The 17,256-nt window shown below is 62.5% G+C and carries 17 protein-coding genes; 5 read left to right on the top strand and 12 right to left on the bottom strand.

All coding sequences use genetic code 11. The features are described from left to right. Window positions 1–8: 8 nt before the first annotated feature. The 3 genes from N8A98_RS20305 to N8A98_RS20295 are packed head-to-tail and all read right to left on the bottom strand — an operon-like array spanning window position 9 to window position 2,430. Entirely contained in the window at window positions 9–887 is an 879-nt protein-coding gene (locus N8A98_RS20305) for an SMP-30/gluconolactonase/LRE family protein (RefSeq protein WP_262168057.1), read from the bottom strand. Then, window positions 884–1,495 (bottom strand): 2-dehydro-3-deoxy-6-phosphogalactonate aldolase, encoded by a 612-nt coding sequence (locus N8A98_RS20300; RefSeq protein ID WP_262168055.1) that lies wholly within the window; start codon window positions 1,493–1,495, stop codon window positions 884–886. Before N8A98_RS20300 ends, N8A98_RS20305 begins: the two co-directional genes overlap by 4 nt. Before the next feature lie 14 nt (window positions 1,496–1,509). Then, window positions 1,510–2,430 carry a 2-dehydro-3-deoxygalactonokinase gene (locus N8A98_RS20295; RefSeq protein WP_262168053.1) on the bottom strand — a complete coding sequence of 307 codons (921 nt, stop codon included), beginning with the start codon at window positions 2,428–2,430 and terminating at the stop codon, window positions 1,510–1,512. A 299-nt stretch (window positions 2,431–2,729) separates the two neighbouring features. Between N8A98_RS20295 and N8A98_RS20290 the strand changes: the two genes are divergently transcribed. Then, window positions 2,730–4,526: an IlvD/Edd family dehydratase gene (locus N8A98_RS20290; RefSeq protein ID WP_262168052.1), complete on the top strand. Its 1,797-nt coding sequence runs from the start codon at window positions 2,730–2,732 to the stop codon at window positions 4,524–4,526. Window positions 4,527–4,575: 49 nt separating this feature from the next. On the opposite strand, the gene N8A98_RS20285 is transcribed toward N8A98_RS20290, so the two are convergent. The 9 genes from N8A98_RS20285 to N8A98_RS20245 all read right to left on the bottom strand — a co-directional run bounded on the left by N8A98_RS20285 (window position 4,576) and on the right by N8A98_RS20245 (window position 13,508). After that, the gene (locus N8A98_RS20285) at window positions 4,576–4,953 is read right to left on the bottom strand and encodes a YybH family protein (protein WP_262168050.1); all 378 of its coding nucleotides are present in this window, start codon (window positions 4,951–4,953) and stop codon (window positions 4,576–4,578) included. A 2-nt stretch (window positions 4,954–4,955) separates the two neighbouring features. Then, window positions 4,956–5,669 carry a transcriptional repressor LexA gene (lexA, locus tag N8A98_RS20280; protein ID WP_113120662.1) on the bottom strand — a complete coding sequence of 238 codons (714 nt, stop codon included), beginning with the start codon at window positions 5,667–5,669 and terminating at the stop codon, window positions 4,956–4,958. A gap of 108 nt (window positions 5,670–5,777) precedes the next feature. Continuing rightward, a complete protein-coding gene (locus tag N8A98_RS20275) occupies window positions 5,778–6,980 on the bottom strand; it encodes a molybdopterin molybdotransferase MoeA (protein WP_262168048.1) in 1,203 nt (400 codons plus the stop codon). Next, a complete protein-coding gene (moaC, locus tag N8A98_RS20270) occupies window positions 6,977–7,459 on the bottom strand; it encodes a cyclic pyranopterin monophosphate synthase MoaC (protein ID WP_262168046.1) in 483 nt (160 codons plus the stop codon). The genes N8A98_RS20275 and moaC overlap by 4 nt, the downstream gene beginning before the upstream one ends. Beyond that, the gene (gene trpC / locus N8A98_RS20265; RefSeq protein WP_262168045.1) at window positions 7,459–8,271 is read right to left on the bottom strand and encodes an indole-3-glycerol phosphate synthase TrpC; all 813 of its coding nucleotides are present in this window, start codon (window positions 8,269–8,271) and stop codon (window positions 7,459–7,461) included. Before trpC ends, moaC begins: the two co-directional genes overlap by 1 nt. After that, on the bottom strand, window positions 8,268–9,290 hold the full coding sequence (gene trpD / locus N8A98_RS20260; protein WP_262168043.1) for an anthranilate phosphoribosyltransferase: 1,023 nt from the start codon (window positions 9,288–9,290) through the stop codon (window positions 8,268–8,270). The genes trpC and trpD overlap by 4 nt, the downstream gene beginning before the upstream one ends. Then, window positions 9,287–9,886: an anthranilate synthase component II gene (locus tag N8A98_RS20255; protein WP_262168042.1), complete on the bottom strand. Its 600-nt coding sequence runs from the start codon at window positions 9,884–9,886 to the stop codon at window positions 9,287–9,289. The genes trpD and N8A98_RS20255 overlap by 4 nt, the downstream gene beginning before the upstream one ends. Window positions 9,887–10,093: 207 nt before the next feature. After that, window positions 10,094–11,602 carry an anthranilate synthase component I gene (gene trpE / locus N8A98_RS20250; protein WP_262168040.1) on the bottom strand — a complete coding sequence of 503 codons (1,509 nt, stop codon included), beginning with the start codon at window positions 11,600–11,602 and terminating at the stop codon, window positions 10,094–10,096. Window positions 11,603–11,633: 31 nt separating this feature from the next. Next, window positions 11,634–13,508, bottom strand: coding sequence for a peptidylprolyl isomerase (locus tag N8A98_RS20245; RefSeq protein WP_262168039.1), 1,875 nt, complete (start codon window positions 13,506–13,508; stop codon window positions 11,634–11,636). Between the two features lie 122 nt (window positions 13,509–13,630). Between N8A98_RS20245 and tpiA the strand changes: the two genes are divergently transcribed. From tpiA to N8A98_RS20225, 4 genes are all read left to right on the top strand, one after another. Then, window positions 13,631–14,386, top strand: a complete 756-nt coding sequence (gene tpiA / locus N8A98_RS20240) for a triose-phosphate isomerase (protein WP_262168037.1) — start codon at window positions 13,631–13,633, stop codon at window positions 14,384–14,386. Window positions 14,387–14,496: 110 nt separating this feature from the next. After that, complete coding sequence (gene secG, locus N8A98_RS20235; RefSeq protein ID WP_262168035.1) at window positions 14,497–15,012, top strand: preprotein translocase subunit SecG; 516 nt, start codon at window positions 14,497–14,499, stop codon at window positions 15,010–15,012. 110 nt (window positions 15,013–15,122) lie between these two features. Beyond that, a complete protein-coding gene (locus tag N8A98_RS20230) occupies window positions 15,123–16,751 on the top strand; it encodes a CTP synthase (RefSeq protein ID WP_262168034.1) in 1,629 nt (542 codons plus the stop codon). Next, complete coding sequence (locus N8A98_RS20225; protein WP_262168032.1) at window positions 16,751–17,254, top strand: GNAT family N-acetyltransferase; 504 nt, start codon at window positions 16,751–16,753, stop codon at window positions 17,252–17,254. The genes N8A98_RS20230 and N8A98_RS20225 overlap by 1 nt, the downstream gene beginning before the upstream one ends. Window positions 17,255–17,256: the final 2 nt, after the last annotated feature.

The raw sequence follows: 17,256 nt of genomic DNA, 5'->3' as shown, positions 1-17,256 counted from the left end.
TTGTGGCTCTAAAGGGCAATCGGAGTTTCAGGAAGGCCGGCGACATCGACGGCAATGGCAAACAGGCCACCGGCGACTTTCTCGGCGGCGAGTTGTTCGGCGCTGAGATTCTTGTTGGCAGTGGTGATGAACAGCGTTTTTAGATCAGGACCGCCGAAAGCGGGGCAGGTGACCTGGCTGACGGGAACTTCGATGACGCGGTCGATAGAGCCATCGGGCGCATGGCGGACGACGCAGGAACCACCCCAGCGGGCGTTCCAGAGATAGCCCTCGCTATCGACCACGGCGCCATCAGGATAGCCGCGATGATCCGAGACGTCGGCAAAGAGGGTCCAATCGCCGGTCGGCAAGCCGGTGGCCGGATCGGTGGGGCATTGCATAATTTTTTTGGTCGGCGTGTCGCTCCAATAGGCGATGCTGCCGTCCGGCGAAAAGCATGTCGCGTTGGGGATCTTGATTCCGGATTTGAGCGTGGTCAGCGTGCCGTTGCGATAGTGATAGACCGAACCGATTGGCGCTTCCGTTTCGCTCTTGGTCATGGTGCCGATCCAGAACGCGCCCGAGGGATGCACGCGGCTGTCATTGGTGCGGGTCAGCGCGTTGTCGGCCTCGATCTCGTTGATGCGGTTCATGCCGCCAGTGGCGAGATCAAACTGCTTGAGACCCGTTTCGGTGGCCAACACCAGCGTGTGGTCATCCACAATGGCTGCCGCAGCCACGATCTCGTTGAACAACCAGCTGTCGGCGATCTCGCCCGCAGCGGTCACGGCGAACAGTGTCTGCTCGTTGATATCGAAGAAGAACAACTGCTGGCGGCCTGCATGCCAGATCGGGCCTTCGCCCAGGGCACATTGGCTATCGAGCAGGAGTTTTGCTGTCTGGGTCATTGCGCCAGGCCCTTGTCATAGGCGGCGACAGCAATAGCGGCGCGCTCGGCGACCTGGGCCACGTCCATGCCGGGCTTGTAGATATAGGTGCCCAGGCCAAAGCCAGTACAGCCCACGGCGAAGAACTCGTCGAAATTGTCGGGGTTGGCGCCACCCACCGCATAGATCGGCATTTCCGGCGGTAGCACGGCCTTGATCGCCTTGATGCCCTTGGCACCCAGCACTTCGGCGGGAAAAAACTTGAGCCCCGTGGCGCCCGCCTTGATGGCGCGGAATGCCTCGGTGGGGGTGAAGACGCCGGGATAGGAGAGCATCTGGATGCGCACCGTCTCCTCGATCACCGCTTTATTGGTGTCGGGCGAAACAATGAATGTGCCCCCCGCATCGGCCACGGCCCAGACCTGCTTTTTGGTGAGCACGGTGCCTGCGCCGATGGCGGCTTTGTCGCCCAGGGCGTTGGAGGCCAGTGCAATACTGGTCAGCGCGTCGGGGGAATTGAGCGGCACTTCGATCATGGTGATACCGGCGGCGACCAGCGCCTCGCAGACGGCGACGGTTTCGGGCGGGGTGATGCCCCGCAGGATGGCGATGATATGACGGTGATTCATTGGGGTAACTCCGATCAGACGATGGCACTGCGGGCGGCTTTGAGGCCGGCCAGCACCACATCTGTTGCGTCGACGGGGATGCCTGTTGCGCCGGTTTTGGCGAGCACATCGGCATAAAGCGCGCAAAGTGCGGCCGAGCCGATCAATGGCACAGGTTCGGCACCGATCAGATGACGATTGCTGCCGATCTCGGTGCCGATCAACAGGCCGGACAGGAAGCCGGCGCACCAATCGGGCGCGCGGCCGGACAGGAGCGAGCCGGCGCGGACTTGGAACAATTGGCCGAGCAATTCCTGCGGGCGCTCGAGACCGGCCTCGGCACCGGCGGCAAAGCCTTCGGCGCGCCCGGGGCCATCGAGATTGCCATTGAGGGAATGGCGCAGCACCGAATGGGTGCTGAGGATTTCGAACAATTCGCCGGTCATTGCGGTAGCGAAATGATCGATGCGGGTGCCGTTGAGCTGCGCCCATTTGGAATGGGTGCCGGGCATGCAGACCACGCCGGTATAGCCGGGCCGCAGGGAGGCGAGCCCGAGCAACTGGGTTTCTTCGCCGCGCATCACATTGTCCGCGCCGTTCTTCTGGCAGACGCCAGGGAGAATCGAGACCGCGAAACGAGTGTTGGGCATGGCCGGCTGGACAGCACCCGCGAGCAGATGGCGCAGATCGGTGGGGGCTTCGAGATAGGGGGCTTCGAGCCACCCCTGGCGGGCGCCGGCCATGCCGCAGACCAGCACGTCGATGGCGCCGGCGCGTGTACTGGCGACCCCGTCGAGCAATTCGCTCAGCGCGGCGGAATAGTCCTCGCGCGTGAGCTTGCCCATGCCCTTGGGGGAATTGCGCGAGAACGCCACCGCGCCATCGGTAGCAATGCCCCAGGCGCGCAAGTTCGAGGTGCCCCAATCAACGGCGACCCAATCCACGATATCAGTCAAAATTACTCCCCCTGAGCCGCATGCCTTATCCCAGCGGCGCGACCCTAATCGTAGAGCGCCGGTGGAGCCAGCCAGAATCTGCGGCTGCCGGCGCGACAGAACAAAGGCCAGTCGCAGGTTTTCGTCTCCTCATTTGGTAAGCGAGCAGACGCGTTTTGGAACATTGCATAGCGCTTTTTCGTGCGCCTCTAAAAAGTATGATTTTTCGGCAGAATTCCGTTCACTCCCGCTGTGGGCATGCTAGAAAGCTGCAATCGTTGAGGCACGATCCGCCAGCGCGGACAGTGAGGTATGAGGAAATGACTGCCAGCAAGCCCCAGAAGCTGCGTTCGCGCGCTTGGTTCGATAATCCTGACAATCCAGACATGACAGCGCTCTATCTCGAGCGTTACATGAACTTTGGCGTGTCGCGCGAAGAGCTTCAGTCGGACAAGCCGATCATTGGTATCGCACAGACGGGGTCCGATCTTTCGCCTTGCAACCGCCACCACATTGTGCTGGCCGAACGCGTGCGCGAAGGTATTCGGGAAGCTGGCGGCATTGCCATTGAATTCCCAGTGCATCCGATCCAGGAAACCGGCAAGCGGCCGACCGCCGGGCTCGACCGCAACCTGGCCTATCTGGGCCTGGTCGAAGTGCTTTACGGCTATCCGCTGGATGGCGTCGTGCTGACCATTGGGTGCGACAAGACCACTCCGGCCATGCTGATGGGCGCGGCGACGGTCAATATTCCCGCGATTGCGCTGTCGGTTGGGCCGATGCTCAATGGCTGGCACAAGGGCGAGCGCACCGGCTCGGGCACTATTGTGTGGAAGGCCCGCCAGATGATGGCGGCTGGCGAGATCGATTATGCCCAGTTCATCGAACTGGTTGCGTCTTCGGCGCCGTCGACGGGCTTCTGCAACACGATGGGCACCGCGAGCACGATGAATTCTTTGGCGGAATCGCTGGGCATGCAATTGCCGGGTTCGGCCGCGATTCCCGCGCCGTATCGCGATCGCCAGGAAATGGCCTATCGCACCGGCAAGCGCATCGTGGACATGGTGCATGAGGATCTCAAACCCTCCGACATCCTGACCAAAGACAATTTCATCAATACGATCGTGGTCAATTCGGCCATCGGCGGTTCGACCAATGCCCCGATCCATATCCAGGCCATCGCCAAGCATATCGGCGTCGAGCTGGAACTGCAGGATTTCCAGACCTATGGCCACAAGGTGCCGTTGCTGGTCAACATGCAGCCGGCTGGCGAATATCTGGGCGAGGACTTCTACCATGCCGGCGGCGTGCCGGCAGTGGTCAACGAGTTGATGGGCCAGGGGCTGATCCGTGAGAACGCGCCGACCGTCAATGGCAAGACGATCGGCGAGAACTGCCGCAACAGCACGATCCAGGACGACAAGGTCATCCGCTCCTTCGACAATCCGCTCAAGGCTGAAGCCGGGTTCCTGGTGCTGCGTGGCAATCTGTTCGACAACGCCATCATGAAGACCAGCGTGATTTCCTCGGAATTCCGCGACCGCTATCTCAACAATCCGGCCAGCCCCGGCGCGTTCGAGGGCAAGGCCGTGGTGTTCGACGGGCCGGAGGATTACCACCACCGGATCGACGATCCTTCCCTCGAAATCGACGAACATACCCTGCTGTTCATGCGCGGCGCCGGCCCGATCGGCTATCCGGGCGCGGCGGAAGTCGTCAACATGCGGCCGCCTGATTATCTGATCAAGAAGGGCATCCATGCGCTGGCTTGTATCGGCGACGGCCGCCAGTCGGGCACTTCGGGTTCGCCCTCGATCCTCAATGCATCGCCCGAAGCGGCCGCCGGTGGCAATCTCGCCATCCTGCGGACCGGCGACCGGGTACGCATCGATCTCAATACCGGCACGGCCAATATCCTGATTTCCGACGAGGAAATCGCCACGCGCCGGGCAGATCTGGAATCGATGGGCGGGTACAAATATCCCAAGCATCAGACCCCATGGCAGGAAATCCAGCGCGGCATCGTCGGCCAGCTCGGCGACGGCGCTATTTTGAAGCCAGCTGAAAAGTACCAGCGGATTGCCCAGACCAATGGGATTCCGCGGGATAATCACTAGGCACGTTAAGTCTCAGAAACAGGAAGGCCCGCTAAACCAGCGGGCCTTTTTATTCGGGAAAGGCGCTTAAATGCTCATGTGCTATGCGCCAGACGCCTCTTCGCTTGCCGAGAACGGTCGTTCCTCTGCCGCTGCCTTGCGCCAGTTGCCCTTCGATGACCGCTTGCCAATGAAAACTATAGATGCAGCTTGCCGCCGCATCGGCCTTGGCGATCCAGCGGACGTCTTCCAGCCAATATCTTTCGTCTGATAAGCGCTGCCAGGTCCGCTCGAAGGCGGCTCGCACTGACTCCATGCCATGGTAGGAGCCAGAGCTGAACCAAAAGGTCGCGTCGTCATCGATCAACGATGTCAGCAGCTCAAAATCATGCTGGTTGATGAGCTCGGCATAAGCTGCCATCACCGCTTCAGGCGTGGCGCGATCCACTATCAGTACTTCCGCAGCAGCCCCACCAAGCGTCCCTGGACCTTGACCCGGTCAGGCGGGAAAATCCGGGTTTCATAGGCTGGGTTAGCAGCTTCGAGGGCGACGGTATTGCCCTTGCGGCGCAGGCGCTTGAGGGTGGCTTCTTCATCATCGACTAAAGCGACAATGATCTCGCCGGTGCTGGCCGATTCCTGCTTTTTGATCAGGACCGTGTCGCCATCAAAGATGCCGGCCTCGATCATGGAATCGCCGCGCACTTCCAGCGCGTAGTGTTCGCCGGCGCCCAGCATTTCGGGGGGCACCATGATGGTGTGGGAGTGGGTCTGGATCGCCTCGATGGGCGTGCCGGCGGCGATGCGGCCCATGACGGGGATCGAGATCGGACGGGCGTAATCGTCGCCAACAGATTGGCGCGCCGGCGGGTTGGATACCTTGCCCAGTGTGCCCTCGATGACCGATGGCTCGAAGCGCGCCTTGCGGCCGCCCAGGGAAGGGTTCATCGAATCGGGAAGCTTGACCACTTCGAGGGCGCGGGCCCGGTTGGGCAGGCGGCGGATGAAGCCGCGCTCTTCCAGCGCGGTGATCAGGCGGTGAATGCCGGATTTGGACGCCAGATCGAGCGCGTCCTTCATTTCGTCGAATGAGGGAGGGATGCCGCTTTCCTTCATCCGTTCGTGGATGAACATCAGCAGCTCGTGTTGTTTGCGCGTCAGCATTGGCGGCCCTCCACAGGGATTCGGAACATAGGCAGAACGACTATACGTGTTCCAGTTATGTTCCGCAATATCCCCAGCGCCGGTATCGCGATTTTCTTGGATCGACAGTCAAAATGCGTCGATCTCAATGGATTCCACAATCGAACCGGCATGAGCGCCGGGGTCGGATTCTGGCTGGATGATCAGCATGTCAGCATTTGACAGGGACGAGGTATGGCCGCTGTCGGTCTGGGAGATTGGCATCAATTCGGGGCCGGTGGGTGTGTGCACGAGCTGGGCGCGCATGAAGTGGCGGCGCGCCGAATTGGGCGGCGTGGGGCCAGCCAAAGGCAGGCGCCAGTTGGGTTGTTCGACATAGCCGACCCATTTGCGCAAGGCCGGCTTGATGAAGACGGTGGCGGTGACCATGGCCGAGACAGGATTGCCCGGCAGACCGAAAATCAGCGTCTTGCCGCGGGTGCCGAACATTAGTGGCTTGCCCGGGCGCATGTTGATGCGCCAGAAGTCGAGGGTCACGCCGAGTTCGAGCAGAATTTCCTGGACGATATCGTGGTCTCCCACGCTGGCGCCGCCGGTGGTGATCAGGATATCGGGCTCGGCGGCGAAGATTGATTCGAGCTTGGCGCGCAGGGCGGCGCGGTCATCACGGGCGATACCATGATCGGTGACCTCCGCGGCATAGGGCGCGAACATGGGCGCGAGACCGAAGCTGTTGGAGGCAACGATCTGATCGGGCGCGAGTGGCGAGCCAGGCAGCACCAACTCGTCGCCTGTGGCGAGCAGAGCGATGCGCGGGCGCGTGGCCACCGTAAGACTGGGGGCATTGGCGGCGGCAGCCACGGCCAGTTGCATCGGGCCCATGCGGGTGCCAGCCTCGATCAGGGCATCGCCGGTGGCGAAGTCATTACCAATGGAGCGGATGCTGCGGCCGGGCTTGGGCTGCTCGGCAAAGCTCACCAGATTGCCGTTTACCGTCGCCTCTTCCTGCATGATGACGGCGTCGGCTCCGGACGGAACCGGAGCGCCGGTGAAGATGCGGACGCATTGGCCTGCGGCGACGCTGCCGGAAAAGCCTGCGCCGGCTTGGGAAGTGCCGATCAGCGTCAGCCGATGGCCGGGAACGATGTCAGCGGCGCGGACGGCGTAGCCATCCATGGCGCTGGCATTGAACGGGGGCTGGTCGTGGGTGGCGAACAGGGTTTTCGCTAGCACGCGGCCATTGGCGTGGGCCAGGGCGACGCTTTCGGGCTGCACGGCGGGTACGCGAGCGAGAATGGCGGCGATGGCGTCTTCGACGGGCAAGAGGCTCATGGCGCGCGCGTAAAATCGCCGGACTTGCCGCCGGACTTTTCGAGGAGGCAGATGTCGGTGACCACCATGGCGCGGTCGATGGCCTTGGCCATGTCGTAGAGCGTCAGCGCGGCGGTGGAGGCGGCGACGAGCGCTTCCATTTCGACGCCGGTCTGGCCGGTGGTTTCGGCCGTGGCTTCAATGCGGATGGTGGTGTCGCTCTCGGCCGAGATGTCGACGCTGACCTTGGTGAGCGGGATCGGATGGCAGAGCGGGATCAACTCGGACGTCTTTTTGGCGGCCATGATGCCGGCGATACGGGCCACGGCCAGGGCGTCGCCTTTTTTGAGGCTTCCGCCCATGATCGCCGTGATGGTTGTCGGCTGCGCGATGACCCGCGCCTGGGCGACGGCGCGGCGCTTGGTGGAGGCCTTGTCGCCGATATCGACGATATGGGCTTCGCCGCGCTCGTTCAGATGCGTAAGGCCGGCCTCAGCCATCAACGAACGACCTCAGGCGCGCCCATCAGCAGGGTGCGGGTGGCGGCGGCAACATCGTCCTGGCGCATCAGGCTTTCGCCGACGAGGAAGGTACCGATGCCGGCTTCCTGTTCGAGCTTGACCACATGGTCGTGGCTCATAATGCCGCTTTCGCTGACCAGGAGGACGTTTTTCGGCACGCCGATGGCGAGATTGATCGAGGTGTCGAGCGTGGTCTCGAAGGTGCGCAGATTGCGGTTGTTGATGCCGATGAACTCGGCGCCCAAAGCCAGGGCGCGGTCGAGTTCGAGCTGGTCATGGACTTCAACGAGCGCATCCATGCCCCATTCGGCGGCGGCGTCGAGCAGGTAGCGGGCCACGTCGTCGCCAATGGCGGCGAGGATGACGAGGATGCAATCGGCGCCCCAGGCGCGGGCTTCGGCGACCTGATAGGTTTCGAACAGGAAGTCCTTGCGCAAAACGGGCAAGCGCGTGGCGGCACGAGCCTCGATCAGGTAGCTGGGCGAGCCCTGGAAGGAAGGGCGGTCGGTCAGCACCGAGAGGCATGCGGCGCCGGCGCTTTCATAAGCGCGGGCTATTTCGGCCGGATTGAAATCGGGGCGGATCAGACCCTTGGAGGGACTGGCTTTTTTCACCTCGGCAATCAGGGCATATTGTCCCTGGCTGCGCTTGGCCTTGATGGCGCTGATGAAGCCGCGGGGCGCGGGCTGGTCATGGGCTTGCGCCACCACCTCGGCCCAGGGGCGCATGGCTTTGGCCGCGGCGATTTCTTCGCGCTTATAGGCCTCGATCTGCTGCAGGATATCGCTCATTGGTCCTGTCCGTTGGAAACCGCCACGAGGCGGGCCAGGGTTTGTTTTGCTTTGCCGCTGTCGATTGCTTCGGCGGCCATGGCCGCGCCTTCGCGGAGGTCGGCAGCCTTGTCGACCACGATGAGGGTTGCCGCCGTATTGAGCAATACAATGTCACGATAAGCGCCAGGAGCGCCATCGAACAGCGCATGCATGGCCGCCGCATTATAGGCAGGATCGCCGCCGAGCAAATCCTTGGAATCGTGACGTTTGAGCCCCGCTTGTTCCGGGGTGACTTCGAAGCTGCGCAGGTCGCCATTGGCGATCTGGGCAACGAAGCTGGGGCCGGTGACGGTGATTTCGTCGAGACCATCGCTGCCATGAACGACCCAGGCCTTGATGGCCCGATTGGCGAGCAGCGCGGCGGCGACCGGTTCGACCCATTCCTCGGCATAGACGCCCAGCATGTAGCGGCGCACGCCGGCCGGGTTGGATTGGGGGCCAAGCAGGTTGAACATGGTGCGCACGCCCATTTCGGCGCGCGAGGGGCCGACATGGCGCATGGCGGGGTGGTGGCTAGGCGCGAACATGAAGCCGATGCCGGCTTTGGCGATGCAGCGGGAGATTTCGGCCGGGGTCAGGTCGAGCTTGACGCCGAGGGCTTCGAGCACCTGCGAGGCGCCGGATTTGGAGGAGAGGGCGCGGTTGCCATGCTTGGCGACGGGGACGCCAATGGAGGCGACGACGATGGCGCTGGCGGTGGAGATATTGAGCGTGCCCCCGCCATCGCCGCCGGTGCCGACAATATCGACGGCGTCTTCAGGCGCTTCGACGGGCACCATCTGTTCGCGCAGGATCGAGACCGCGGCGGCGATTTCACCCACCGTTTCGCCCTTGATGCGCATACCCATGAGGAAGGCGCCGATCTGGCTGGCCGTGGCTTCACCAGCCATGATGGTGCGCATTACGGCGCGCATTTCTTCGCCGGTCAGGTCGCGTCGGTCGGCAATCTTGTTGAGGGCGGCTTTGATATCCATCACGCAGCCCTCTGCCCGTTGAAGTCACGGGCAATGTTGAGGAAATTCTGCAGCAAAGCGTGACCATTTTCCGAGGCGATGCTTTCGGGGTGGAACTGCACGCCATGAACCGGGAGGGTCTTGTGCTGCATGCCCATGATCAGGCCATCATCGGTGGTGGCGGTGACTTGCAGGGTTTGCGGCAGGGTTTCGGGCTTGACGATCAGCGAGTGGTAGCGCGTGGCCTCGAAGTCATTGTTCAGGCCGCGGAACAGGCCCTTGCCAGTGTGATGGATCTTGCTGGTCTTGCCGTGCACGAGATGCGGCGCACGGATCACGTCGCCGCCCATGGCCTGGCCGATGGCCTGATGGCCCAGGCACACGCCCAGGATCGGGATCTGGCTTTTGAAGCGGTCGATGACGGCGAGGCAAATGCCGGCTTCGTTGGGCGTGCAGGGGCCGGGAGACAGCACGATGGCCTCGGGCGCCATGGCGGCGATCTCATCAAGGGTGATCTTGTTGTTGCGGTAGACGGTAACGTCGGCGCCCAATTCTCCGAGGAAGTGGACGAGATTGTAGGTGAAGCTGTCGTAGTTATCGATGACGAGCGTGCGGGTCATGTTCGGGACTTTCCACTAAAGACAAATTCCAACCACGGTGTCATTCCCGCGAAAGCGGGAACCGCCGTTTTCAGAACTCGTCCCGCCATCGATGAATTTCGGTAGACCTCATCCTGAGCCTGTCGAAGGACGAGGTCGTGGCACCGGCCTCCACTCGCCCGACCTCATGGTTCGACAAGCTCACCATGAGGTCTTCAAAAGTTTCGCTCATTGCCCGATCCTCGCCTCGCCGGCATAGCGTAGCGCTTCCTCGGCGGCGCTGAAAAGGGCGCGGGCCTTGTTTTCGCATTCGAGCTGTTCGAGTTCGGGCTTGCTGTCCGCCACAATGCCGGCGCCGGCCTGGGCATAGAGCTTGCCATCCTTGACGATGGCGGTGCGCAGCACGATGCAGGTGTCCATGGTTCCATCGGCGCTGAAATAGCCGACGCAGCCGCCATAGATGCCGCGGCGGGACTTTTCCAGCTCATCGATGATTTCCATGGCGCGAACCTTGGGGGCGCCGGAGACCGTGCCCGCCGGGAAACCGGCCGAGAGGGCATCGACGAAGTCGTATTTGGGATCGAGCACACCAACCACGTTGGAAACGATGTGCATGACGTGGGAATAGAATTCGAGGAAGAACTTGTCGGTGACCTTGACCGTGCCGGTCTTGGCGACGCGGCCGACGTCGTTGCGGCCCAGATCGAGCAGCATCAGATGTTCGGCCAGTTCCTTTGGGTCGGCGAGCAGTTCGGCGGCCAGTTCCTGATCCCGCGTCGGGGTAGCGCCACGCTTGCGGGTGCCGGCGATGGGGCGGATCGTGACCTCGCCGTCCTGCACACGGACCAGCACTTCCGGGCTCGACCCGGCAATGGCAAAGCCGCCGAAATCGAGGAAATACATATAGGGGCTGGGATTGGTGCGGCGCAGCGCGCGATAGAGCGCTGTGGCGGGCAGGGTGAATTCAGCCTCGAACCGCTGGCTCAGCACGACCTGGAAGATATCGCCGGCCGTGATGTAGTCCTTGGCCTTGGCCACCATCGCGAAATATTCCTCGCGGCTGGTATTGCTGGTGACAGCGATGCTCTCGAGGTCGGGCAGAGCGGCTGTAGTGGGCAAAGCGCGGCCCAGACGGGCTATCGCCTCCTCGATGCGGGCCTCGGCAGCCTCATGGGCCTGGCGAGCGGTGACGCCCTCCCGCACGAAGATGGGAGCGGTCAGGTAAAGCTCGTCCTTGAGCGTATCGAAGATGGCCAGCAGCGAGGGACGCATCAAGGTCGCTTCGGGAAGCTCCAGATGGTCCGGATTGCTGTTGGGCAGCACTTCCATATAGCGGACCATCTCATAGCCCAAAAAGCCATAGATGCCGGCCGACTGCGGCGGCAGGCCGGGCGGCACGTCGATCTTGCTGTCGGCCACCAGGGTACGTAGCGCGTCGAGTGGGGCTTCGCTCAGCGGCTCGTAATGATCCGGATCGAGCTGGGCCGTGCGATTGATGGACGCCTGGCCGGCCTCAACCTTGAGGATGACATCGGGCAAGAGGCCAATGATCGAATAGCGGCCGCGAATGGCACCGTCCTGCACTGATTCGAGCAGGAAGGTGTTGGTGCGGTCCTGTGCCAGCTTCAGATAGGTGCCGATCGGCGTTTCGAGGTCGGCCACGATGCGACGCCAGACGATCTGCGATTTCCCGGCTTCGTATTGCTCGGCAAAGCGCTGGTAGGAATCGTCGCCCATCGTCAGGTGTTCCAGTTGGGTTGGGCCGGCGCTATTGCGCGCCGGTGAGGAGAGAAAGCGATTGCTGCAAGGCCTGCTCATTGACGCGCAAGCCGGCTTCGTCGCGCACGGCGGTTACGAAATCGCCATAGATGCCGATCCGCACTTCGTTTTCGAGGCTGGCATTGGCCTGCTCGGCCAGGCCGCCTTCGGCTGGCGTCACAGCGGTGACCTGGAACACGATATGCTCGCCGCTATTGCTGACCACGGCGCCATGATGGTCCTCGCCGCCGGCAAAGGCCGCGGCTGCGACCGTCTGGTCAATGGTCTGGTCCTGCGAACCAAAGCGGGTGAACTGGGTGCTTAGCTGCGGGAATACCCCGAGCGAGGCGGCCACATCGGCAATGGCTTCGCCAGCCTCGATGCGCTTTACAGCGGCGTCCTGCGCGGTGGCGAGGGCAGCATTGGTACGTTCGGTGGTGATCGCGGTCGTCACCTGCTCGCGCACTTCATCAAGCGTCTGGTCGCGTGCCGGATCGATCTTGACCAGGTCGAACCACAGATTGGCACTGCCGGCCAACTGGGTTGCCGGGGTCAGCTTGCCCTCTTCGGCCTTGAAAATAGCCTGGGCAACGCGGGGGCGGTCGGCGTCAGTGAGGCCGGGGACGACGGAAAGTTCGCCGCCGCCGGCAGTCACATTGGCCTCATAGAGATCGAGGTTGAAGCGGGCCGCAATGTCGGTCAGCGGCTGGAACGCGGCGCGCAATTCTTCGATTTGGTCGAGAACGTCGGACACTTCATTGCGCGCTTCGGCCAGAGCCAGATTCTGCGCGATCTGGTCACGGGCCTCGGCCAGCGTAGGCGCGCGGGCCGGCTGAATGGCCGAGACATGAATGGCTCGCTTGCCGCCAATGCCATCGATGATGGCGAACCCGCCCTGCGGCAGCCCGAAGGCGGCGGTGGCGAGGGCGGCGTCCGTGATGTTGGACTGCGCCAGGGTGCCAAGCTCGGTCGGCGTCAAGCCGGCAGTGGTCACCAGCGTTTCGAAGGGCGTGCCAGCGGTCTGGCCGGCTTCGAAGGCCGTGACCTGCTCGGGATTGAGCGCGACCTGCTGAATGGTGCGGGTCTCGGGCGTATTGAGGCTGGCCTTGGTGCGCTCGTATTCGGCGGCAATGGCATCGTCGGAAATGGTCTTGGTTTTAGCCAGGCTCGCGGGCGACAGCTCGAGCATTTGCACTGTACGGGTTTCAACGGTGCGATAGTCGGCTTGATGCTCGGTGAGATAGGCGACCAGTTCTGCCTCGGTCGGCGCGGCGGGTGTTTCGATATTGGTGTCGCCAATGACGAAATAATCCATGGTGCGCTGGTCGGCAGCGTAGCGATTGACCAGGTTGGAGGCCGTGGCGGAGAGCTTGGTATCGCCAAACAGCGAGAGCACCAGTTGCTGGCGCTCTGCGGCCTTGCTCTGGTCGGCAAAATATTCGGCCTCGGTCAGGCCGCTCTGCTGCAACACCTGGGTGAAGGCGGCGGGGTCGAACGTGCCGAGCGTGCCGGCAAAGGACGGGTCCTCGCGCAGCATTTCGCTAAGCTTCTGCTCAGAAACGCCGAGCCCGAAATTATTCGCCATCTGGCTGAGGGCCGCGTCCTGCGCCAGGCTCTGCAGCACCATGGAGGGAATGCCCAGGCTCACGGCTTCCTGCTGGGTGGGGACTGACCCCAGCCGCTGGGCCACCTGGTTCATCTGGTTCTGGTAGGCGCGCAGGAATTCCCGAGAATTGATTTCCTCATTGCCGACACGTGCTACGGTGTTGGTGCCCAGGTCCGTGATGACATTGTTGATGCCGAACCCGGCAATGCCCACCAAAAGAAAAGCACCCATGACCTTACCGGGCCAGGATTTTGCAAAACCGCGCAAACTATCGAGCATGTCAGACGTTCCATAACGCGTATCTAGGCTTTACCGCAGCAGCGGGTGGGCACTAGTAATCCAATTTGACGTTCGGGGTTAGGGCAAAGCCCGCTCTGGTGCAAGAGGCAGGAGTATTAAGAGTGACAACGACATTGACGCCGCTGATCGCGGGCAACTGGAAAATGAACGGCGTTCGCGCTTCGCTGGACGAACTCCAGAGCCTGGCAGAAATGCTGACAACCGGTGAAGCGCCCCGCGCCGTCGTGGTCATCTGTCCTCCTGCAACGATTCTGGCGGCCGTCGCCCGCCAGGGCGCCACATCAGGCATTCTGGCCGGCGGGCAGGATTGCCATCCCGCAGCCTCAGGCGCCCATACCGGGGATATCGCAGCCGGCATGCTGGCCGATGCCGGCGCGCAATATGTCATCGTGGGCCATTCCGAGCGCCGCGCTGCTTATGCCGAAACCGATGCTACCGTCCGCGCCAAGGCCGAAGCCGCCATCGGCGCCGGGCTCAAGCCTATCATCTGCGTTGGCGAGACCGAGGCCGAGCGCGATAGCGGCAAAGCCGAAACCGTGGTCGCCACCCAGCTCGCCGGTTCGATTCCCGATCACGCCGGTCAACATGAGGTGATCGTCGCCTATGAACCCGTCTGGGCGATCGGCACAGGCCGCACACCGACCAGTGAAGAAATCGCGCAGATGCACAATCGCATCCGCACCATTCTGGTCGACCGGTTCGCGGACAAGGGCCTCGCCATCCGCATTCTTTATGGCGGCTCGCTCAAGCCGCAGAATGCGCGCGAGATTTTGGCCATTGAAAACGTCAATGGCGGGCTTGTTGGGGGCGCCAGCCTCTTGGCAAAGGACTTCTACACCATTATCTCCGCCGTATAATAAGCGCGAGACGGCAGAGGCTGGTTGGAAATTCCGCCCGGCCTCTGGCAATTGCGGCACGAGGCGTGTAAGACGCGCCATCTTTTGACACGACCTGAAACTGAGACACGATGGCGAACGTCCTGATTGTTGCCTATCTGCTGATCGTCCTGGCGCTGATCGCGGTGATCCTGCTGCAGCGCTCCGAGGGCGGTGCGCTGGGCATTGGTGGTGGCAGCGGCGGCTTTATGACCGCTCGCGGCTCGGCCAACCTTTTGACCCGGACCACGGCGATTCTGGCGACGCTGTTTTTCGCAACGGCGATCGGGTTGACCGTGCTCAGCGAATTTGATCGTGGCACTTCGGGTATTCTCGAACGCGCCGTGCAGGGCACCGACCAGACCGCACCGACCAGCGTGCTCGATGCGCTCAATTCGCTGCAGGGCGGCACGACGTCTGATCTGCCGGTTCCCGCGACCGACCCGACGGCTCCGGCTGGCGCCGATCCGGTGACCGAGGACATCGGCACTGTGGCCCCAGCGACCGATACGACAACGACTGCTCCGGCCGCCAATAGCGACCTGCCGGTTCCCACGACTCCGGCGGAGACGCCGACACAAACACCGGCCGCTCCGGCGACCAACTAACCGCCGCAAGGCGTAGCGACAGAGGGGGATGGAAACATCCCCTTCTTCTTTTGTGTAGAGCCGCACGCGGGCTCTACGAATCGACGACGATGTGATTAAGGTGAACGCCCATGGCTCGGTACGTATTCATCACCGGAGGCGTGGTCTCCTCATTGGGTAAAGGTCTTGCATCGGCGGCGCTTGGCGCAGTCCTGCAAGCGCGCGGCTACAAGGTGCGGCTGCGCAAGCTTGACCCCTATCTCAATGTGGACCCCGGCACGATGTCGCCCACCCAGCACGGTGAGGTGTTCGTCACCGACGACGGCGCCGAGACCGATCTGGATTTGGGCCATTATGAGCGCTTCACCGGCCGGGCGGCCAACAAGCGCGACAACATCACCACCGGTCGCATCTATTCCGACATCCTGGCCAAGGAGCGCAAGGGCGAGTATCTCGGCGCGACTGTGCAGGTCATTCCGCACGTCACCGACGCGATCAAGAATTTCGTCATTGAAGGCAATGACGAGTTCGATTTCGTGCTGGTCGAAGTCGGCGGCACGGTCGGCGACATCGAAGGCCTGCCGTTCTTCGAGGCGATCCGCCAGCTTGGCAATGATCTGCCGCGCGGCCACGCCTGCTACCTGCATCTGACGCTGATGCCCTACATTCCCTCGGCCGGTGAGCTCAAGACCAAGCCGACCCAGCACTCGGTGCGCGAGCTGCGCTCCATCGGCATTGCGCCGGATGTGCTGCTGGTGCGCTGCGACCGCCCGATCCCCGAGGGCGAGAAGAAGAAGCTGTCGCTGTTCTGCAACGTGCGCGAAAGCGCGGTTATCCAGGGACTCGACGTCGCCTCGATCTATGATGTGCCGTTGGCCTACCACAAGGAAGGGTTGGATCGTGAAATCCTGGCCGCCTTCGGTATCACCGATGCGCCCGCGCCGGATCTCAAGGCCTGGGAAGATGTGTCGGCCCGCCTGCATAACCCGGAAGGCGAGGTCAATATCGCCATTGTGGGCAAATATACCGGCCTCAAGGACGCCTATAAATCGCTGAGCGAAGCGCTGGCGCATGGCGGCATTGCCAATAAGGTCAAGGTCAACCTGCAGTGGATCGATAGCGAGGTCTTCGAGCGCGACGATCCGGCACCCTATCTCGAGCATGTCCACGGCATACTGGTGCCCGGCGGGTTCGGTGAGCGTGGTTCGGCCGGCAAGATCGAAGCGGCGCGCTTTGCCCGTGTCAAGGATGTGCCCTATTTCGGTATTTGCTTTGGCATGCAGATGGCTTGCGTCGAAGCGGCCCGCAATACCGCCGGCATCAAGAATGCCTCGTCCACCGAATTCGGCCCGACCAAGGAGCCGATCGTTGGCATGATGACCGAGTGGGTGAAGGGCAACGACACCGAAAAGCGCGTTTCCGAGGGCGATCTCGGCGGCACGATGCGGTTGGGCGCCTATCCGGCGCAGCTGACGCGCGGCAGCCGTGTGGCCGATATTTATGGCTCCACGCGCATTTCCGAGCGCCATCGCCACCGCTACGAAGTCAACATGGACTATCGCAAGCTGCTCGAGAAAAACGGCCTGCTGTTCTCCGGCGTTTCGCCCGATGGCAAGCTGCCCGAGATTGTCGAGCGCACCGATCACCCATGGTTTATCGGCGTACAGTTCCACCCGGAGCTGAAGTCCAAGCCGTTCGAGCCGCACCCGCTGTTCGCCAGCTTCATTGCGGCTGCGATGGAACAGAGCCGGCTGGTCTGATGGAATTACGCAGTGAGCGGCTGCTGTTACGGCGGCCGCTCGCGAGCGACCTGGAGGCAATGTTCGCCATCATGTCGGACCCGCAGGCGATGCGGTATTGGTCGACATTGCCGCATGCCGACCGCGAGGTGACAAGGCGCTGGCTCGACAAGATGCTTGAGCGCACGGCCAATGGCGGCGAGGACTTCATCATGGTGCTGGATGGCGAGGCCATCGGCACGGTTGGAGCTGGGCGGCTGCCCGATTTCGGTTTCATGTTACGGCGGGACTGTTGGGGGCGGGGGCTAGCGACCGAGGCGTCGCGGGCGTTTATTGCCTATGCCTTTGCCGATACGGCGGCGACGCATCTGGATGCCGATGTTGACCCGCGCAATGCGGCGTCGCTGAGCGTGTTGGGTAAGCTCGGATTCATCGAGACCGGGCGGGCCGAGAACACATTCCTGCTGGGTGACGAATGGTGCCACAGCGTCTATCTTCGGCTGGACCGTCCGGAGGTAAGCTAGAT

The sequence above is a fragment of the Devosia neptuniae genome (assembly GCF_025452235.1).
Taxonomy (GTDB): domain Bacteria; phylum Pseudomonadota; class Alphaproteobacteria; order Rhizobiales; family Devosiaceae; genus Devosia.
Note: the sequence above shows the minus strand (reverse complement) of the source record. Positions and strands in the feature narration are given on the sequence as shown.

What these genes read in the sequence shown, in the direction of transcription:
- secG (WP_262168035.1), top strand. Translation starts at nt 14,497, where the DNA reads ATGGCGAACGTCCTGATTGTTGCCTATCTGCTGATCGTCCTGGCGCTG.
- N8A98_RS20245 (WP_262168039.1), bottom strand. Translation starts at nt 13,508, where the DNA reads ATGCTCGATAGTTTGCGCGGTTTTGCAAAATCCTGGCCCGGTAAGGTC.
- lexA (WP_113120662.1), bottom strand. Translation starts at nt 5,669, where the DNA reads ATGCTGACGCGCAAACAACACGAGCTGCTGATGTTCATCCACGAACGG.
- trpC (WP_262168045.1), bottom strand. Translation starts at nt 8,271, where the DNA reads ATGAGCGATATCCTGCAGCAGATCGAGGCCTATAAGCGCGAAGAAATC.
- moaC (WP_262168046.1), bottom strand. Translation starts at nt 7,459, where the DNA reads ATGGCTGAGGCCGGCCTTACGCATCTGAACGAGCGCGGCGAAGCCCAT.
- N8A98_RS20225 (WP_262168032.1), top strand. Translation starts at nt 16,751, where the DNA reads ATGGAATTACGCAGTGAGCGGCTGCTGTTACGGCGGCCGCTCGCGAGC.
- N8A98_RS20230 (WP_262168034.1), top strand. Translation starts at nt 15,123, where the DNA reads ATGGCTCGGTACGTATTCATCACCGGAGGCGTGGTCTCCTCATTGGGT.
- N8A98_RS20275 (WP_262168048.1), bottom strand. Translation starts at nt 6,980, where the DNA reads ATGAGCCTCTTGCCCGTCGAAGACGCCATCGCCGCCATTCTCGCTCGC.
- trpE (WP_262168040.1), bottom strand. Translation starts at nt 11,602, where the DNA reads ATGGGCGACGATTCCTACCAGCGCTTTGCCGAGCAATACGAAGCCGGG.
- N8A98_RS20300 (WP_262168055.1), bottom strand. Translation starts at nt 1,495, where the DNA reads ATGAATCACCGTCATATCATCGCCATCCTGCGGGGCATCACCCCGCCC.
- N8A98_RS20255 (WP_262168042.1), bottom strand. Translation starts at nt 9,886, where the DNA reads ATGACCCGCACGCTCGTCATCGATAACTACGACAGCTTCACCTACAAT.
- N8A98_RS20305 (WP_262168057.1), bottom strand. Translation starts at nt 887, where the DNA reads ATGACCCAGACAGCAAAACTCCTGCTCGATAGCCAATGTGCCCTGGGC.
- N8A98_RS20290 (WP_262168052.1), top strand. Translation starts at nt 2,730, where the DNA reads ATGACTGCCAGCAAGCCCCAGAAGCTGCGTTCGCGCGCTTGGTTCGAT.